Below are 14,077 nucleotides of genomic sequence, written 5' to 3'. Positions count from 1 at the left end.
CGGCGATGTATTTCTGGCTGTTCGCGGCAGTGGTCGTTGTCTGGCTCTGGCTGGCTGGCGGTAGTTTCCTCGGTTGGCGCCGCGGCACCATCGGCGGCTGGCTGTCGAGCCTGTCGATCCTGGCCTTCACCGGCATCGCCGCCGGGGTGCTGCTGTTCGTGGGGCCGTACTGGCAGGTAATCTACTGGGTGCTGCTGCAGCCCGGCTAGCCGATACCGCCACCATGCGACCCCGGACCCGGCGGTGGCTGCAGGCCGCCGCCGTTCTTCCCGCTCTCGCGCTGATCGCCACCGCCGGGTGGCTCTACACGCCCGACAAGCCGGCCGCCGACCTGGACACTCTCTATCTTCGAGCGCCGACCGACATGCGGCTGATCGACGGCCTGCACCTGCATGTCCGCGATACCGGCCCACGCGACGCCCCGGCGCTGATTCTGCTGCACGGCTTCGGCGCCAGCCTGCAGACCTGGGATGCCTGGGCCGGCCGCCTTGAAGCGCACTACCGTGTGATCCGTTACGACCTGCCGGGATTCGGCCTGACCGGGACGGATCCGACTGGCGACTATACCGACGCCCGCGGCGTGCGGGTGTTGCTGGCGTTGATGGACCAGATGCGGATCGGGCGTGCAACGCTGATCGGCAACTCGCTCGGCGGCAAGATCGCCTGGAACTTCGCCCTCGACCATCCCGACCGCGTCGATCGTCTCGTGCTGATCTCGCCGGACGGTTTCGCGAGTCCCGGCTTCGAATACGGCAAGAAGGCCGAACTGTCGCTGGTGATGCGGCTGCTGCCCTACGTCATGCCGCGCTCGATGCTGCGCCAGAGCCTGCTGCCGGCCTATGGCGATCCGACCCGCCTGACTGACGCTACCCTGACGCGCTACCGCGACCTGATGCTGGCCCCCGGTGTGCGCAGGGCAATGCTCGCCAGGATGCAGCAGGTGATGCTCGCCGATCCGGCGCCGCTGCTCGCGCGTATCCATGCACCGACCCTGCTGCTCTGGGGCGACCGCGACGGCATGATCCCGATTGCCAACGCACGCGACTATCTGCGGGCGATGCCCGACGCCACGCTGGTCACGTTGCCCGGCCTCGGCCACGTTCCGTTCGAGGAGGCTCCCGACCGGTCGCTGGCGCCGGTGCTGGAGTTCCTCGCGCCCCATCCGGCCTGACGCCGGCCCAGGCATGTCTCGATGTCCATTCTCGATCGTCTCGCGCTGACCTCGCCGATCGTGCAGGCGCCGATGACGGGCATTTCGACGCCGCAATTCGCACGCGCCGTCTCCAATGCAGGCGGCCTTGAATCGCTCGGCCTCGGTTCCGCCGACGCCAGTGCCGCACGGGCGACGATCGGCGCGCTGCGGGACCGCACCGGACGGGCCTTCAACGTCAACCTCTTCGTTTACGCCGCCGCCCGTCGTCGACTTCCATTGCGGGCTGCCGGAGACCGCGCGCATCCGCTCCCTGAAGCAGGCCGGCTGCATCCTGCTCTCGACCGCCACCGGCCTTGCGGAGGCGGAGGCGGAGGCGGAGGCGGAGGCGGCGCGGCGGGCCGGCATCGAAGTGCCGGTGGCGCAAGGCTACGAGGCGGGCGGCCATCGCTATCCCGTCGCCTATCATGCCGGAAAGGCGCTCGATGCCGCCGCCCGGGCCGCCGGCGAGAGCGGCCACGGCGCCCAATTGGGCCGGCCAGGCGGCGTCCCTGTCCCGGCCGCTCCCGGCTGCGGAACTGATGGTGATACTCGCTGCGGAACTACAGGCCACCAGTGGGGTCGCCTGGTCCGGATCACAGGCGGTGTCCCGCTCGCCAGACCTGACGGCGCAGACGAAGCCGAGCGCCTAATGATGCTCCGACTGCGCGATCCGCTGCTCGGCCAGCAGCCGCCATGACGCATCCTTCGGCGCCGCATCCAGCGCGCGGCGGAACAACGCCGCCGTCTGGGGACTGACCACGCCGTCACCGCGCGCCTGTGCTTCCGCGACCTGCGCCGCCAGGGTCGCCTCGAACGGGCCGTCGTCCAGTGCCTGCCGCCAGGCCACCGCGGCACCCGCCCAGTCGCCCTGCGTCGCCTCGGCCTGCCCGAGCAGGATGTAGCCCTGGCGCGCCTGCGGCGATCCCGCCGGCAGCTTGGCGAGCTGCGCCTTCAGCATGCCGATCAGCTGCGCATCCTCCTGCAACCTTGCATCCGCCTGGCTCATGCGGACCGCCTCGGGTTGCGCCGGCATGCCGGGATGGCCCTCGCTCAGGTACAGCGCCACCGCAGCGACCGGAACCAGCGCCAGCATGACGATCACCGGCGCACGGCCGCCGGCGCGCGCCGTCTCGCTGCCGCGATCGGCCTCGGCCAGCAGCCGTCGCTGGATCTCCAGGCGTGCCGACGCATGCTCGCTCTCCGCGATCAGGCCACTGGCCCGGTCACGGTCCAGCTCCTGCAGCTGCGAACGATGCAGCTCCAGCGCTGCCTCGTGGCGATCCCGCAGTCCCGGGCGCTTCCTCAGCGCCAGGACACACGGCAGCAGCACCGCGACGGTGAGCAGGAGGATGGGTAGCCAGATCATGGTGTGCCGGTGGTCAGCCCAGGGACGCCGGGGCGGGGCGGCCGGGATCCCCTGCAGCGAGCGCCTGCATCAGCGCGTTGGCTCCATCAGGTCGGCCAGGCGCCTTTGCTCCGCGTCCGACAATGGCGCCGCGGCGACGCGACGCGACCGCCAGTTCGAGGTCGCGGCGAACGCCCCGACCAGCAGCGCCAGTACCGGCATCGCCCAGAGCAGCAGCGTCACGGCATTCAGCGGCGGCCGCAGGCGGATGAAGTTGCCGTAGCGCTGCACCATCCAGGCAATGATCTGCCGGTTGCTCTCGCCGGCGGCGACATGCACGCGCACCACGTGGCGCAGGTCACGCGCCAGATCGGCACCACTGTCCTCGATGCTTTCGTTCTGGCACACCAGGCAACGCAGTTGCGCCCCAATCGCCTCGGCGCGCGCCTCCTGCGCCGGGTTGGTCATCATCTCCGCCGGATCGTCCACCGCGAGGCCGGCGAGCGGGACCGCCAGCAGCGACAGCGCCAGCACCAGCCCGGCCATCGCGCGCCGCAGCGTCCTCATCGGCCGGCCCCGCGCAGCGCCGGCATCAGGCCGCCAGAGATGTTGTCCTGGGTCAGCGGACCGGCGACATGCCAGCGTATCAGCCCGCCCGGCAACACCAGGAAGCTCTCCGGCACGCCGGACACCCCCCAGTCGATCGCCGACAAGCCGTCGCCGTCGGCGGCCAGCCGCGCGTACGGCGTGCCGGTGCGCTTCACGAAGCCGGCGGCGTTGTCGGCATGGTCCTTGTAGGCGATGCCCCAGATCGGGAGGGTGTGGGCGAGGCCGACCAGGGTCTGCGCCTCCAGGACGCAGGGAATGCACCAGGAGGCGAAGAAATTCACCAGCACCGGAGCCTGCTGCGCTGCGAGCTGCTGCGACGAGAAGCCGGTGCCGGGCGCCTGCGACGGCAGCATGAAATCCGGCACGCGCCGGTTCACCGCCGGTGCGTGGATGTCGTGCGGGTCGAACCGCCCGCTGCCCATGCCGGACAGCATCGACCAGAACCCGACCCCCGCCGCCGCCGCGGCACCGAGCGGCGCCAGCATGAGCACCTGGCGGCGCGACACGCTCCTGCTCATCCCGGCGGGCTCAGGCAAGCCTGCCACCGACAGACAGTCCCGCCGTGGCACGGCGCGGCGCACCGACCCGGATCCGCCGGTCGGACAGCGACAGCGCACCGCCGATCGCCATCACCAGGGCGCCGAGCCACATCCAGGGCGCCAGCCAGTTGTCGTGCAGGCGCAGCACCGCGGTATCCGGCTGCCCCGCCACGCCACGATGCTCGTCGCCGAGCACCGCGTAGAGATCGGTGATCAGGTTGGTGTGGATTGCGACCTCGGTGGTGGTGGTGCTCTGGCTGGCGAAGGTCCGCTTCGAGGGATGCAGCACCGCGACCGTGTGGCCGTGCCGGCTGATCACCAGCGTCGCCACCCGCGCGGTGTAGTTCGGCCCGGGCGCATCGGCGACGTCGACCAGCCGCCACTGGTAGCCGGCCATGTCCACCGTGTCGCCGGCATGCACCTCGACGATCCGGTGCGCCGCCTGGGACATGCCGGCGAGGCCGATCACCGTGACGCCCACGCCGGCATGCGCGATCGCGGCACCCAGCGCCGCACGCGGCAGCGTCCGCGCCCGCCGCCAGCTCTGCGACGGCGGCAGCCGGAACATCTGGATGCGCTGGGCGATGTCGGCACCGGCTGCCAGGATCACCCAGACCGCGAAGCCGAACGCGAGGGCCGGCAACAGGCCGCGCAGGCCGATCGCAGCCCACAGGCCGGCAAAGAGGCCGCCGAGTGCTGCCCACCAGAGCCGTGTCAGCACCGGCGCCAGGTGCGCTCGCTTCCAGGGCATCATCGGTCCGATCGCCATGACCGCGAACAGCGGGATCGCCATCGGCGCCGCGGTGGCGTCGAAGAACGGCTTGCCGACCGAGATGGTGGCGCCGAACAGCAGGCTGGCGAACGGCGGATACATCGTGCCGGTCAATACTACTGCGCAGATCGAGCAGAGCAGGATGTTGTTCAGCACCAGCGCGCCCTCGCGGGACAGCGGCGCGAAGATGCCGCCGGCCGCAAGCCGCGGCGCCCGCAACGCGAACAGCAGCAGCGAGCCGCCGATCACCAGGCCAAGCAGGCCGAGGATGAACACCCCGCGTGCCGGGTCGTTGGCGAAGGCGTGCACCGAGTTGAGGATGCCCGAACGCACCAGGAAGGTGCCGGACAGGGAGAGCGAGAAGGTGCCGATCGCCAGCAGCACGGTCCAGATCTTCAGCGCCTCGCGCTTCTCGACCACGATGGCGGAGTGCACCAGCGCGGTGCCGGTCAGCCAGGGCAGCAGGGAGGCGTTCTCGACCGGGTCCCAGAACCAGTAGCCACCCCAGCCCAGCACGTAGTACGACCACCAGGAGCCAAGCGCGATGCCGCATGTCAGGAAGCACCAGGCGCCGACCGCCCAGGGCCGCACCCAGCGCCCCCAGGCTGCATCGACACGGCCTTCCAGCAGGGCGGCGACCGCGAAGGCGAACGGCACCGCGAAGCCGACATAGCCGGTGTAGAGAATCGGCGGATGGAACGCGAGGCCGGGATCCTGCAGCAGCGGGTTCATTCCCTGGCCGTCCATTGGCGCCGGCCAGATGCGGTCGAAGGGGTTCGAGGTGGTCAGGCAGAACAGCTCGAAGCCGGCTGCGGTGCCACCGAGCACGGCAATCACGCGCGCGCGCAGCCCGGCCGGCAGGTTGCGGCCGAACGCCGCGACGGCGCCCCCGCACAGCGCGAGGATCAGGCACCAGAGCAGGATCGAGCCCTCGTGGTTGCCCCAGATCCCGGTGATCTTGTAGAGCAGCGGCTTCGCGACGGCGCTGTTCTCGGCGATGTTCTGCACCGAGAAATCGTCGGTGATCGCCGCCTGCGCCAGGCACAGGAAGCTGACCGCGAGCGCCCCCAGCTGGCCGAGCGCGAGGGCAGGGGCGGTCGCCATCAGCCGGATCTCGCGTCGGTGCGCCCCGATCAGTGGCAGGACTGTCTGCGCCAGCGCCAGGCAGCAGGCCAGCGCCAGCGCGAAATGGCCCAGTTCGGGGATATTCAAGGACGGGCCGTTCGGCACAGCTTCAGCTACCCCTAGTGGTGTCGGTCTTGACGCTCATGCGGTTCCAGCTCGCGGCCGACGGCGCGGGACCGAATTTCGGGTTCCACTTGCCGGACTTGCGCAGCGCCTCGGCGACCTCCTTGGGCATGTAGGTCTCGTCGTGCTTGGCCAGCACCTCGGAGGCGGCGAAGGTGCCGTCCGATGCGAGTTCGCCGAGGGCCACCACGCTCTGTCCCTCGCGGAACAGGTCGGGGAGGATGCCGGCGTAGCGTACCTGCACCGCCTTCTGCCCATCGGTCACCTGGAACTGCGCCACCGGCTCGCCACTGCGATGCGCCTCGTGCAGCGACCCCGCCACCACCATGCCGCCGAGCCGCACGGTGCGCCCGTTGGCCGGCGTCGCCAGCAGCTGCGAAGGCGCCACGAAGAACACGATGTTGGCGCTGAATGCGTCCAGGGCCAGCGCGCTAGCCGAGCCCAGCCCGATGCCGCAGGCCACCAGCAGCCAGAGCCGGCGCGACTTGCGGGTCATGGACGACGGCCTCCCATGCGACCACCGCGCTGCTCGACGGCGCGCAGCCGCGAGCGCGCCCGCGACAGCCGCAGCATGGCCGCCATGCTCAGCCAGGCCGCCAGCCCGAGCGTGAGGCCGTAGGCGCCGGCGATATAGGGCAGGTGGGTCATGACGGAGCTCCCGCAGCCGCATTGCCGCGCGAGAGCAGCAGCACGCGCAACCGCTGCTCCATGACTGCGGCGCGTAGCCGGGCCAGGACGATGGCTGCGAAGCCGAAGCTGAAGCCGAGCGCGCTGATCAGCAGCGGCCACAGCATCGAGGTGGACATGGTTGGCGCGCCGGTCAGGGTAATGCTGTCAGGCTGGTGCAGGGTGTTCCACCACTGCACGCTGAACTTGATGATCGGCAGGTCGATGGCGCCGACCAGGGCGAGGATGGCGCCGGCACGATAGCCCCGTTGCGGCTCGTCGAAGGCGCGCAGCAGGGCGATGTGGCCGACATAGAGGAAGAACAGCACCAGGACCGAGGTAAGGCGGGCATCCCACACCCACCATGCGCCCCACATCGGCTTGCCCCAGAGCGAGCCGGAGGCGAGGCAGACCGCGGTCACGGCAGCACCGACCGGGCCGATCTCGGCGGCTGCAAGGTCGGCGAGCGGATGCCGCCATACCAGAGACAGCACCGAGCAGACGGCGAGCGCCACGTAGCCGGCCGAGGCGAGCCAGGCCGCCGGGACATGCACATACATGATTCGTACGGCGTCGCCCTGCTGCCAGTCGGCCGGCGCGAAGAACAGGCCCCAGATCAGGCCCCAGCCGGTGAGCACGAGGGCAAGCGCATTGGTCCAGGGTTGCAGCCGGGCGGCCAACCGCAGGAAGCGGCCAGGATTGGCAAACCTGTGCAGCAGGCCCACCCGACGTCGTTGCGAGCGGTCCGGCCCGGAAGATCCGGCGGGGTCTGTCGCGTCGAGTGTCCTGATGGCATCCAAGGCTGCTGGACCCTGTTCAAGCGATGATGTGGACGCCGTCGCGGAACAGCCGCCCTGTCACAGCAAATAGCGCCATCCTATGCTCGGCGCCATCCGCCATTCCGACCACACCGGAGCCCGCATGTTGTTCATGATCAACTGTACCGACAAGCCCGGATCGTTTGATCTTCGTGCCGCGACCCGCAGCGCCCACCTGGCCTACCTGCAACGGCACGCGGCCACGCTGATCCAGGCCGGCCCGCTGCTCGATCCCGACGGCAGGTCGACCGGCAGCCTGCTGCTCGTCAACGTGCCCGGTCGATCCGAGGCGGAAGCGCTGGCGGCCGGCGATCCCTACGCCGAGGCAGGCCTGTTCGAGAGCACGGTGATACGCGGCTACCGGAGCGTATTCCGCGATGGCTCGCTGATCGAGTAGGGAACGGCGGATGAACAGGTGGCTGGTGAAATCCGAACCCGACGCATTCTCATGGGCGCAGCAGGTCGAGCGTGGAATCGAGCCCTGGACCGGCGTGCGCAGCCACCAGGCCAAGCGCAACCTCGAAGCCATGCGCGTCGGCGACGAGGCATTCTTCTATCACTCGAACACCGGGAGGGAGATCGTCGGCGTGGTCGAGGTGGTGCGCGAAGCCTACCCGGACCCGACCGGCGAGGATGGCGGTTGGGTCTGCGTCGACATGAAAGCCGTCTCGGCGTTTCCCACGCCCGTGTCCCTGGCCGAGATCAAGGCCGACGCCTCATTCGCGGACCTCGCCCTGGTCCGGCAGTCACGCCTATCGGTTGTGCCGGTCGGCGCAGAGCATTGGCGCAGGATCTGCGCCCTGGGCGGCTGGAAGCGCTAGGTGGCCCTCAGGGCGAACCGTCGATGCTCTGCTGCGCCACCAGATCCTGACCGCGGGTCGGCTGCCCGGCAAAGGTGCCATAGCTCTCGGCGCCGCCATAGGCGGGAACCACCGGGGCAGCCACGCGGACGGGCAGGCCAAGGACCGAGAAGTCCGGCGGCGAGCCGGAGCCGGTCGACGTGCTCTGCTGCGCGGAGACGCCCGGCAGGCCGGTGGTCGCCGGAGTGGCCTGCGAGTTGCGGTTCGACGTGGGTCCGGCAGCAACCGAACTGGCCGAGCTTGAACGCAGGGCCTGGGCCTGTGCCGCAGGCGTGTGGCAGGCGAGCAGCAGCCCGAGAGCGGCGCCGAAGCCGAGACGGATCGCGTGGCCGCGGAAGCAGGACATCGGCTTGAGCTCCAGGGTGAATGTCATGATGATCGTGCAACGCGCCGGGCCGTGTCGAGGATTGGATCGGAATATCAATCTCGCGCGAGAACAATTCGTTAATAATCTGTTCTGCTTTGCCAAGGACAGGCCTGGCGGTGCAAACTTGGACTTGTCCGTCCAATTGCTCCTTGGTCGAGAAAGTGATGACGTCGACTAGAGTGTGAGACAGAGGTGATGGCGGGTCCGGATTCAATACGACTGGCGGTTCTGATGCAATCTCGAGGCTTTGTTGCGCATGAGGCTGCGATGGGCCCGTCCGAGCCGGACGTGGCCATGCCTCCGCTGTCTCCGCCCGACCTGCCGCCCGAACCGGCGCCGGCGGTGCAGAGCGGGCTGGCGATCGGCAGCCGGATCCGCATCCTGCGCCGTGCGCGCGGTCTCACCCAGGACACGCTTGCGATGTCGACCGGGGTGTCGCGCAGCGCGGTGGCGCAGTGGGAGACTGGCCGCGCCGGTCAGATGGGCAGCAAGCTTCGCCGCATCGCCGAGGCGCTCGGCGTGTCGGTCAGCATGCTGAAGGAGGGCTGGGAGGGCCTTGCCACCGATAGCGTACTGTCCTCCGAGGAGATGACCCTGCTGCGCCTGTTCCGGGCCTGCAGCACCGAGGATCGCGGCGTTCTGATGCACGTCGCCCAGAAGCTGTCCACCGGCCCGGGGCTGGAACACGAGTCCGAGGCACGTCGCTCCGCCTGATCGCGGCTTCATCCGCTTTAAGGGTTTGGGCGGTGAAGCCCGGGCGGCCTTCCGTGCGTTGTGTCGTCCTCATCGATGGAGACGGCCATGAGCGCGACCCAGGGCAGCGAACTGACCCATCTCGCAACTGATCCATACGCCCTGAGCGCAGCGTCGCTCGGCGCTCTCGAGCAGGTGCTGCACCAGGTCGAGTCTGGGCGCGGCCTGCTGGTCAGGCTGGCTGACCTGATGGGCGGCGCCGTCGGCCAGGCCACCCGGCTCGGCATGCGCGGCATCGGGCTCGCCCCCAACCTGCAGGCCAAGCTGCGCGGGCTGGGCGAAGCTTCGGTGGTGCGCGCCTTTGGCATCGCCATCATCGGGATGAAGCATCCGGCGCCGCTGGTCTCGACCGGCGACCTGACGCCGCCGGACCGCGGCTGGCGCGACCATGCGACCCAGGCGGCGGTCGCGGTGTCCGGCGCCCTCGGCGGCTTTGCCGGCCTCAGCGGCCTGATCCCCGACATCGGCTTCACCACGCTCGCGATCATGCGGGAGATCGCCCGCATTGCCCGCGAGGAGGGCGAGGACCTGAGCACCCCGGAAGGCCAGCGCGCCTGTCTCGAGGTGTTCGCCCTGCAGGCACACGAGGGGACCGAGGAGCAGAGCGAGCTAGGCTTCTTCTCGGCACGCATGGTGTTGCGTGGCCGGCCAGTGGTGATGCTGCTGTCCGAGGTGTCGTCGCATTATGGCCTGGCGCTGTCGCGCAAGGTGGCGCTGCAGATGATGCCGGTGGCCGGCGCGCTGTGCGGGGCATCGCTGAACGCGGCGTTCCTGCAGCACTACCGTGCCCTGGCCCGGGCGCACTTCACCATCCGCCGGCTGGAGCGCACCTACGGCGCGATGAATGTCCACGAGGCGGTGGTGGGCATCCGCGCCAACCTCGCGAATCGCCCGGCGGCCGCCTGATCCGCTCGATCATGCTCTGCCTGTCGTTCGATGGGGCAACGTCATCCGGCACCTGGCATCGCAAGGCGATACCGGGTGATCGGGTGACGCTCTAGCCATCGCCGCTGCCGCTTCCCTGCGGCAGCAGCCCGAGCAACGCCGAGACGACCGCGAGCAGCAGGTAGATCAGCATCATGTCCAGCGCCACGCCGCCGGCGATGTGCGGCATCAGCGCCCACAGCACCGCCGAGATTGCTGCGAAGGCCAGGAACACCAGCATCATCCGCATCAGGCTGGCCTCGCCTTAGCGCCGGCGACGAGGCTGGAGCCCGCCCGCCGGTCGTCCTGCGACGCCGCGGTCAGCCGTCCTGCGCCGACGCCAACGGGCGCGTGCATGGCCTTGCTCTCCGAGCGCGGCAGCAGGTTGCGGAGGTTGGTAACGATGCGCGGGTTCCTCGACAGCACGATCGCCTCGGCCCGATGCGAGCTAGCGTGGCCGCCCGGGCTTCCGGTGTCGACCATGCCACCAGGCGGCAGGCCGGGCGGCGCCACCCGGAGGAACTCCGCACCCAGCCACACCTCTGCCACCACGCGGCGGGAAGCCCGATGCGTCTTCTCGCCTGCCTGCATCTGCACCTGCCGATCCCTGTCCGTCCCGTAGCCGCCCCGGCTCGCCAGACGCGCATTGCCTCGGCGGTCGCGGCAACCCCACTATCTGCCCATGTTCAGACGCCGCGTCGAGGTGACACCGGACCTGCTGCTGCGACGCTACCGCGACGGGCTGTTTCCGATGGCCGAGACGCGGGACGCCACCGAGCTGTTCTGGCTCGATCCCGAGCCGCGCGGCATCCTGCCGCTCGACGGTTTCCATCTGCCGCGCCGCCTGCGTCGTACTGCGCTGTCCGGCAGCTTCGAGGTGACTGCCGATCGTGCCTTCGAGGCGGTGATCGATGGCTGTGCGGCGCCGGCCCCCGGCCGCGAGGAAAGCTGGATCAACCCGCAGATCCGTGCGCTGTTCCTCGCCGTGCACCGGCTCGGCTCGGCGCACAGCATCGAATGCTGGCAGGATGGCGAGCTGTGCGGCGGGCTGTATGGCATCTCGATCGGTGGCGCATTCTTCGGCGAAAGCATGTTCAGCCGGAGGCGCGATGCCTCCAAGGTCGCCCTGGTGTTCCTGCTCGCCCGCCTCCGCCTGGGCGGCTACCGGCTGCTCGACACCCAGTTCATCACCGGCCACCTGGCCCAGTTCGGCGCCATCGAGGTGCCGCGGGTACGCTACCGGGCGATGCTGGCGGACGCTGTCGCGACCGTCGCGCGCTGGCAGCAGGAGCCTGATGCCTTGCTGGACGCAGTGCGCAAGCTCGCGCCGGGTCCGGAACGGTCCCCGGATGCAACGCACGGATGAAGGCGGCGCCCGGTTGACAGCGGGCCGGGCTCGTCACCAATTCCGCCCCGGGGCGCTACGGCGCGCCATGCTCTGTCCGGGAACCAATCCGATGCGCCTGCGGCTGTTGAATTCAGTACTGCTCATGGGCGGACTGGCCCTGGCCGTCCCGGCCGCCGCCGCTCATGGTCAGGTTTCCGCCAGCGGGGGAGCCGGCGACCATCCGCTCTACATGCCGTCGCGCGATGTCACCGTGACCTACGATGTCGAGCCGGAAGGCGCCCCGTCGCCGCAACGCGTCAAGGTCCTGTTCGCCGGCAACGGCCGGCTGATGCGCATCGATGCGCCGGACGGGCAGGGCAGCACCATCATGAACCGCGACCGGCAGGTCATGCAGATCGTGATCGGTCCGGCCAAGGTCTACATGGACGTGCCGGAGAGCCAGCAGCAGCGCAGCCCGTTCCTGCTCGACCCGTCGATGCAGTACACCGCCACCGGGACCGCCACCGTCGCCGGGCTGCCCTGCACGACCTGGTCGATCATCACCTCGCCCGGCACCGCCCATGCCTGCGTCACCGCGGACGGCGTGGTGCTAAGCGAGGACGGCGTCGACAGCCAGGGCGCGCGTGGCCACCTCGTCGCCCGCACCGTGACCTACGGGCCGATCCAGCCCGCCGCCTTCGAGCCTCCGGCCGGATACACCAGGGTAGCGCATCCGGAGGGTCCGGCGGCTTTCGAGCGCGGCGGTGCCGGTGCGCAGGGCGATGCCCAGCCGGGCGGCCCGCAACTCGGTGCGCCACCGATGGGCGCCCCGGGATCGAACCAGCCCTGACGCCGGTGGCTGCCCACAGCCCGGCGCGCATCGCCCTGGCTGCGGTGATCGTCGCGCTGCTCTCCCCCCCGGGACCGGCCGACGCCCAGATGCCTGCAGCCGGATCGCCTCCGACCCCATTCGTGACGCCGCAGCGCGACGTCGACGTGACCTATCTGCTCGCCGGGCCCCCTGCCGCGCCCGGCGGGCTACCGGGCGCGATGACGCAACGGATGCGGTGGTCGGTCGCCCTCTGGAGCCAGCGTCTCGATCCGGCCGGCAACGCCTACATGATCACCGACTACCGCGCCCGCCGCATGCTGGTGGTCGATCCGCGCCGGCGCAGCGCCACCATGCTGCCGCTGCCGGGTGGTGGCGCACAGGGGGCCGGCGGCGTGCAGGCGCCAGGGTTGCGCGCGACCGGCCATTACCAGCGGCTCGGCGGCGACACCGTCGCCGGCACCCCATGCACGGAGTGGCGGACGCTGGACGATGGCGGGGCCGAGAGCACGATCTGCCTTACCGACGACGGTGTCCTGCTGCGGGCACGGCACGGCCAGCAGATCCTGCTGCTGGCCTCCAGCGTCCGCTATGGGCCGCAGGATCCGTCCCTGTTCTCCGCGCCCTCAGGCAGCCGGATCGAGCCTGCGCCATCGCAATGACCGCCATCGCACGGTCGTGATGCGGGAACGGCCCGGTTTTACGCTTTGAGAACGAGGCGCCTCAATCCCGCCTGCAAATAACCACGCTTGCTGCGTTCTATGCATGGAAGGCAACGATCCCCATATCGCTGCCAGGGACGGACCGGAGCACGAGTGTGCCTGGCCCGAACAGAGAGAGGCATCATCACCATGCGTCCTTCAACGCGTATCTTCCTCACCGCGCCGCTGCTGGCCGCTGGCCTCGCCGTGAGCGCCGCCCCCGCCGCCCAGGCGCAGTGGCGCCATGGATACGGCGGCTGGCATGGTGGCTATGGCTATCACGGCGGCTATGGCTACCATCGCGGCTACGGCTACGGCGGCGCTCTCATCGGCGGCCTGGCCGCCGGTGCAGTGATCGGCGCTCTGGCCGCTCCGCGCTACTATGCTCCGCCGCCGGTCGTCTACGCGCCGCCGCCGGTGGTCTACGCGGCCCCGGCCCCGGGCTACTATGCCCAGCCATACGGCTACGGCTATTGATCGGCTGAGACCGACGGCAGCCTCGCTTCACGCGAGGCTGCCAGCCGCCTTGATCACCTCGGCGGCGTGTCCAGGCACCTTGACCTTGTTCCAGATGCGAGTGACCCGTCCCTGCGCATCGACCAGCAGGGTGGTCCGCTCGATGCCCATGTACTTCCGGCCATACATCGATTTCTCGACCCAGACCCCGTAGGCGTCGAGGGTCTCTCCGGCCTCGTCGGTAGCAAGGGGAAACTCCAGGCCGAACTTCCTGGCGAAGGCTTCGATCGCGTTCATCGGATCCCGGGAGATCCCGACCACCGGAACGCTGGCGGCACCGAGTGCTGCAAGCGATCCCTGGAACTCGCAGGCTTCCTTGGTGCAGCCGCTGGTATCGGCCTTCGGGTAGAAGTACAGCACCCAGGGTCTGCCGTGCAGGCTGGCGGACGAAACCCGGCGCCCGAAACTCGCAGGCAGGTCGAAGGCCGGCGCAGGGCTGCCCACGGCAACGGCGCCATCCGCTGGTTTCTCGCTGGTGGGTGTAGGCGTCATGTCTCACATCCTTTCGTTTCCCGGCTTGTCGTTTGCCGGTCCCTCGCCCAGAACTCCAGCCGGCCACAGCTCCGGACGGCCAGAACTCCTTACGGCAGGAAACCAGGCCGGTGCATCAG

At 69.8% G+C, this 14,077-nt stretch carries 21 protein-coding genes and 1 pseudogene; 11 read left to right on the top strand and 11 right to left on the bottom strand.

Annotated features, from left to right (window positions below):
* Positions 1 to 5: 5 nt before the first annotated feature.
* From FE263_RS02190 to FE263_RS02180, 3 genes and pseudogenes are all read left to right on the top strand, one after another.
* Positions 6 to 209: a hypothetical protein gene (locus FE263_RS02190; protein WP_138324300.1), complete on the top strand. Its 204-nt coding sequence runs from the start codon at positions 6 to 8 to the stop codon at positions 207 to 209.
* A gap of 14 nt (positions 210 to 223) precedes the next feature.
* A complete protein-coding gene (locus tag FE263_RS02185) occupies positions 224 to 1,171 on the top strand; it encodes an alpha/beta fold hydrolase (protein ID WP_138324299.1) in 948 nt (315 codons plus the stop codon).
* 21 nt (positions 1,172 to 1,192) lie between these two features.
* Positions 1,193 to 1,889: pseudogene (locus FE263_RS02180) on the top strand (nitronate monooxygenase).
* On the opposite strand, the gene ccmI reads toward FE263_RS02180, so the two are convergent.
* The 7 genes from ccmI to FE263_RS02145 all read right to left on the bottom strand — a co-directional run bounded on the left by ccmI (position 1,839) and on the right by FE263_RS02145 (position 7,096).
* A complete protein-coding gene (gene ccmI, locus FE263_RS02175) occupies positions 1,839 to 2,558 on the bottom strand; it encodes a c-type cytochrome biogenesis protein CcmI (RefSeq protein WP_138324298.1) in 720 nt (239 codons plus the stop codon). The pseudogene FE263_RS02180 and the gene ccmI overlap by 51 nt on opposite strands.
* 69 nt (positions 2,559 to 2,627) lie before the next feature.
* Positions 2,628 to 3,104 (bottom strand): cytochrome c-type biogenesis protein, encoded by a 477-nt coding sequence (locus tag FE263_RS02170; protein ID WP_138324297.1) that lies wholly within the window; start codon positions 3,102 to 3,104, stop codon positions 2,628 to 2,630.
* Positions 3,101 to 3,631 (bottom strand): redoxin domain-containing protein, encoded by a 531-nt coding sequence (locus tag FE263_RS02165; protein ID WP_171033952.1) that lies wholly within the window; start codon positions 3,629 to 3,631, stop codon positions 3,101 to 3,103. The genes FE263_RS02170 and FE263_RS02165 overlap by 4 nt, the downstream gene beginning before the upstream one ends.
* A 43-nt stretch (positions 3,632 to 3,674) precedes the next feature.
* Entirely contained in the window at positions 3,675 to 5,669 is a 1,995-nt protein-coding gene (locus FE263_RS02160) for a heme lyase CcmF/NrfE family subunit (protein WP_138324295.1), read from the bottom strand.
* 22 nt (positions 5,670 to 5,691) lie between these two features.
* Positions 5,692 to 6,201 carry a cytochrome c maturation protein CcmE gene (gene ccmE / locus FE263_RS02155; protein WP_138324294.1) on the bottom strand — a complete coding sequence of 170 codons (510 nt, stop codon included), beginning with the start codon at positions 6,199 to 6,201 and terminating at the stop codon, positions 5,692 to 5,694.
* Positions 6,198 to 6,353, bottom strand: coding sequence for a heme exporter protein CcmD (gene ccmD / locus FE263_RS02150; protein WP_138324293.1), 156 nt, complete (start codon positions 6,351 to 6,353; stop codon positions 6,198 to 6,200). The genes ccmE and ccmD overlap by 4 nt, the downstream gene beginning before the upstream one ends.
* Positions 6,350 to 7,096 carry a heme ABC transporter permease gene (locus FE263_RS02145; RefSeq protein WP_138324292.1) on the bottom strand — a complete coding sequence of 249 codons (747 nt, stop codon included), beginning with the start codon at positions 7,094 to 7,096 and terminating at the stop codon, positions 6,350 to 6,352. Before FE263_RS02145 ends, ccmD begins: the two co-directional genes overlap by 4 nt.
* 196 nt (positions 7,097 to 7,292) lie before the next feature.
* On the opposite strand from FE263_RS02145, the gene FE263_RS02140 reads away from it, so the two are divergent.
* Positions 7,293 to 7,586, top strand: a complete 294-nt coding sequence (locus FE263_RS02140; RefSeq protein ID WP_138324291.1) for a YciI family protein — start codon at positions 7,293 to 7,295, stop codon at positions 7,584 to 7,586.
* A gap of 10 nt (positions 7,587 to 7,596) precedes the next feature.
* The gene (locus FE263_RS02135) at positions 7,597 to 8,010 is read left to right on the top strand and encodes an EVE domain-containing protein (RefSeq protein ID WP_138324290.1); all 414 of its coding nucleotides are present in this window, start codon (positions 7,597 to 7,599) and stop codon (positions 8,008 to 8,010) included.
* Positions 8,011 to 8,017: 7 nt separating this feature from the next.
* Here the strand turns inward: FE263_RS02135 and FE263_RS02130 are convergent, their stop codons facing one another.
* On the bottom strand, positions 8,018 to 8,422 hold the full coding sequence (locus tag FE263_RS02130; protein ID WP_138324289.1) for a hypothetical protein: 405 nt from the start codon (positions 8,420 to 8,422) through the stop codon (positions 8,018 to 8,020).
* Between the two features lie 288 nt (positions 8,423 to 8,710).
* Between FE263_RS02130 and FE263_RS02125 the strand changes: the two genes are divergently transcribed.
* A complete protein-coding gene (locus FE263_RS02125) occupies positions 8,711 to 9,130 on the top strand; it encodes a helix-turn-helix domain-containing protein (RefSeq protein WP_138324288.1) in 420 nt (139 codons plus the stop codon).
* A gap of 87 nt (positions 9,131 to 9,217) precedes the next feature.
* Positions 9,218 to 10,075, top strand: coding sequence for an EcsC family protein (locus tag FE263_RS02120; protein ID WP_138324287.1), 858 nt, complete (start codon positions 9,218 to 9,220; stop codon positions 10,073 to 10,075).
* Between the two features lie 91 nt (positions 10,076 to 10,166).
* Here FE263_RS02120 and FE263_RS21980 read toward each other — a convergent pair whose 3' ends face one another.
* Both FE263_RS21980 and FE263_RS02115 read right to left on the bottom strand, forming a co-directional pair.
* A complete protein-coding gene (locus tag FE263_RS21980) occupies positions 10,167 to 10,343 on the bottom strand; it encodes a hypothetical protein (RefSeq protein WP_171033892.1) in 177 nt (58 codons plus the stop codon).
* Positions 10,343 to 10,690 (bottom strand): hypothetical protein, encoded by a 348-nt coding sequence (locus FE263_RS02115; RefSeq protein ID WP_138324286.1) that lies wholly within the window; start codon positions 10,688 to 10,690, stop codon positions 10,343 to 10,345. Before FE263_RS02115 ends, FE263_RS21980 begins: the two co-directional genes overlap by 1 nt.
* Before the next feature lie 85 nt (positions 10,691 to 10,775).
* On the opposite strand from FE263_RS02115, the gene aat reads away from it, so the two are divergent.
* The 4 genes from aat (at position 10,776) to FE263_RS02095 (ending at position 13,427) form a co-directional block, all read left to right on the top strand.
* Entirely contained in the window at positions 10,776 to 11,459 is a 684-nt protein-coding gene (gene aat, locus FE263_RS02110; RefSeq protein WP_138324285.1) for a leucyl/phenylalanyl-tRNA--protein transferase, read from the top strand.
* A gap of 91 nt (positions 11,460 to 11,550) precedes the next feature.
* On the top strand, positions 11,551 to 12,270 hold the full coding sequence (locus tag FE263_RS02105; RefSeq protein ID WP_138324284.1) for a DUF4412 domain-containing protein: 720 nt from the start codon (positions 11,551 to 11,553) through the stop codon (positions 12,268 to 12,270).
* Positions 12,271 to 12,275: 5 nt separating this feature from the next.
* The gene (locus FE263_RS02100) at positions 12,276 to 12,911 is read left to right on the top strand and encodes a hypothetical protein (RefSeq protein WP_138324283.1); all 636 of its coding nucleotides are present in this window, start codon (positions 12,276 to 12,278) and stop codon (positions 12,909 to 12,911) included.
* Positions 12,912 to 13,100: 189 nt separating this feature from the next.
* Positions 13,101 to 13,427 carry a hypothetical protein gene (locus tag FE263_RS02095; protein ID WP_138324282.1) on the top strand — a complete coding sequence of 109 codons (327 nt, stop codon included), beginning with the start codon at positions 13,101 to 13,103 and terminating at the stop codon, positions 13,425 to 13,427.
* Positions 13,428 to 13,454: 27 nt separating this feature from the next.
* Here FE263_RS02095 and FE263_RS02090 read toward each other — a convergent pair whose 3' ends face one another.
* Positions 13,455 to 13,958: a peroxiredoxin gene (locus FE263_RS02090; protein WP_138324281.1), complete on the bottom strand. Its 504-nt coding sequence runs from the start codon at positions 13,956 to 13,958 to the stop codon at positions 13,455 to 13,457.
* Positions 13,959 to 14,077: the final 119 nt, after the last annotated feature.

The organism is Lichenicoccus roseus, from assembly GCF_005844085.1.
Lineage (GTDB): Bacteria > Pseudomonadota > Alphaproteobacteria > Acetobacterales > Acetobacteraceae > Lichenicoccus > Lichenicoccus roseus.
The sequence above is the reverse complement of the archived record's forward strand: the minus strand, read 5'-3'. Positions and strand labels throughout refer to the sequence as shown.

Bases quoted from the DNA above. Each gene is read 5' to 3' on its own strand.
- FE263_RS02105 (WP_138324284.1), top strand. From the start codon at position 11,551: ATGCGCCTGCGGCTGTTGAATTCAGTACTGCTCATGGGCGGACTGGCC.
- FE263_RS02095 (WP_138324282.1), top strand. From the start codon at position 13,101: ATGCGTCCTTCAACGCGTATCTTCCTCACCGCGCCGCTGCTGGCCGCT.
- FE263_RS02120 (WP_138324287.1), top strand. From the start codon at position 9,218: ATGAGCGCGACCCAGGGCAGCGAACTGACCCATCTCGCAACTGATCCA.
- FE263_RS02125 (WP_138324288.1), top strand. From the start codon at position 8,711: ATGCCTCCGCTGTCTCCGCCCGACCTGCCGCCCGAACCGGCGCCGGCG.
- FE263_RS02185 (WP_138324299.1), top strand. From the start codon at position 224: ATGCGACCCCGGACCCGGCGGTGGCTGCAGGCCGCCGCCGTTCTTCCC.
- ccmI (WP_138324298.1), bottom strand. From the start codon at position 2,558: ATGATCTGGCTACCCATCCTCCTGCTCACCGTCGCGGTGCTGCTGCCG.
- FE263_RS02135 (WP_138324290.1), top strand. From the start codon at position 7,597: ATGAACAGGTGGCTGGTGAAATCCGAACCCGACGCATTCTCATGGGCG.
- FE263_RS02140 (WP_138324291.1), top strand. From the start codon at position 7,293: ATGTTGTTCATGATCAACTGTACCGACAAGCCCGGATCGTTTGATCTT.
- ccmD (WP_138324293.1), bottom strand. From the start codon at position 6,353: ATGACCCACCTGCCCTATATCGCCGGCGCCTACGGCCTCACGCTCGGG.
- FE263_RS02165 (WP_171033952.1), bottom strand. From the start codon at position 3,631: ATGCTGGCGCCGCTCGGTGCCGCGGCGGCGGCGGGGGTCGGGTTCTGG.
- FE263_RS02190 (WP_138324300.1), top strand. From the start codon at position 6: ATGTATTTCTGGCTGTTCGCGGCAGTGGTCGTTGTCTGGCTCTGGCTG.
- FE263_RS21980 (WP_171033892.1), bottom strand. From the start codon at position 10,343: ATGCGGATGATGCTGGTGTTCCTGGCCTTCGCAGCAATCTCGGCGGTG.
- ccmE (WP_138324294.1), bottom strand. From the start codon at position 6,201: ATGACCCGCAAGTCGCGCCGGCTCTGGCTGCTGGTGGCCTGCGGCATC.
- FE263_RS02090 (WP_138324281.1), bottom strand. From the start codon at position 13,958: ATGACGCCTACACCCACCAGCGAGAAACCAGCGGATGGCGCCGTTGCC.
- aat (WP_138324285.1), top strand. From the start codon at position 10,776: ATGTTCAGACGCCGCGTCGAGGTGACACCGGACCTGCTGCTGCGACGC.
- FE263_RS02130 (WP_138324289.1), bottom strand. From the start codon at position 8,422: ATGACATTCACCCTGGAGCTCAAGCCGATGTCCTGCTTCCGCGGCCAC.
- FE263_RS02170 (WP_138324297.1), bottom strand. From the start codon at position 3,104: ATGAGGACGCTGCGGCGCGCGATGGCCGGGCTGGTGCTGGCGCTGTCG.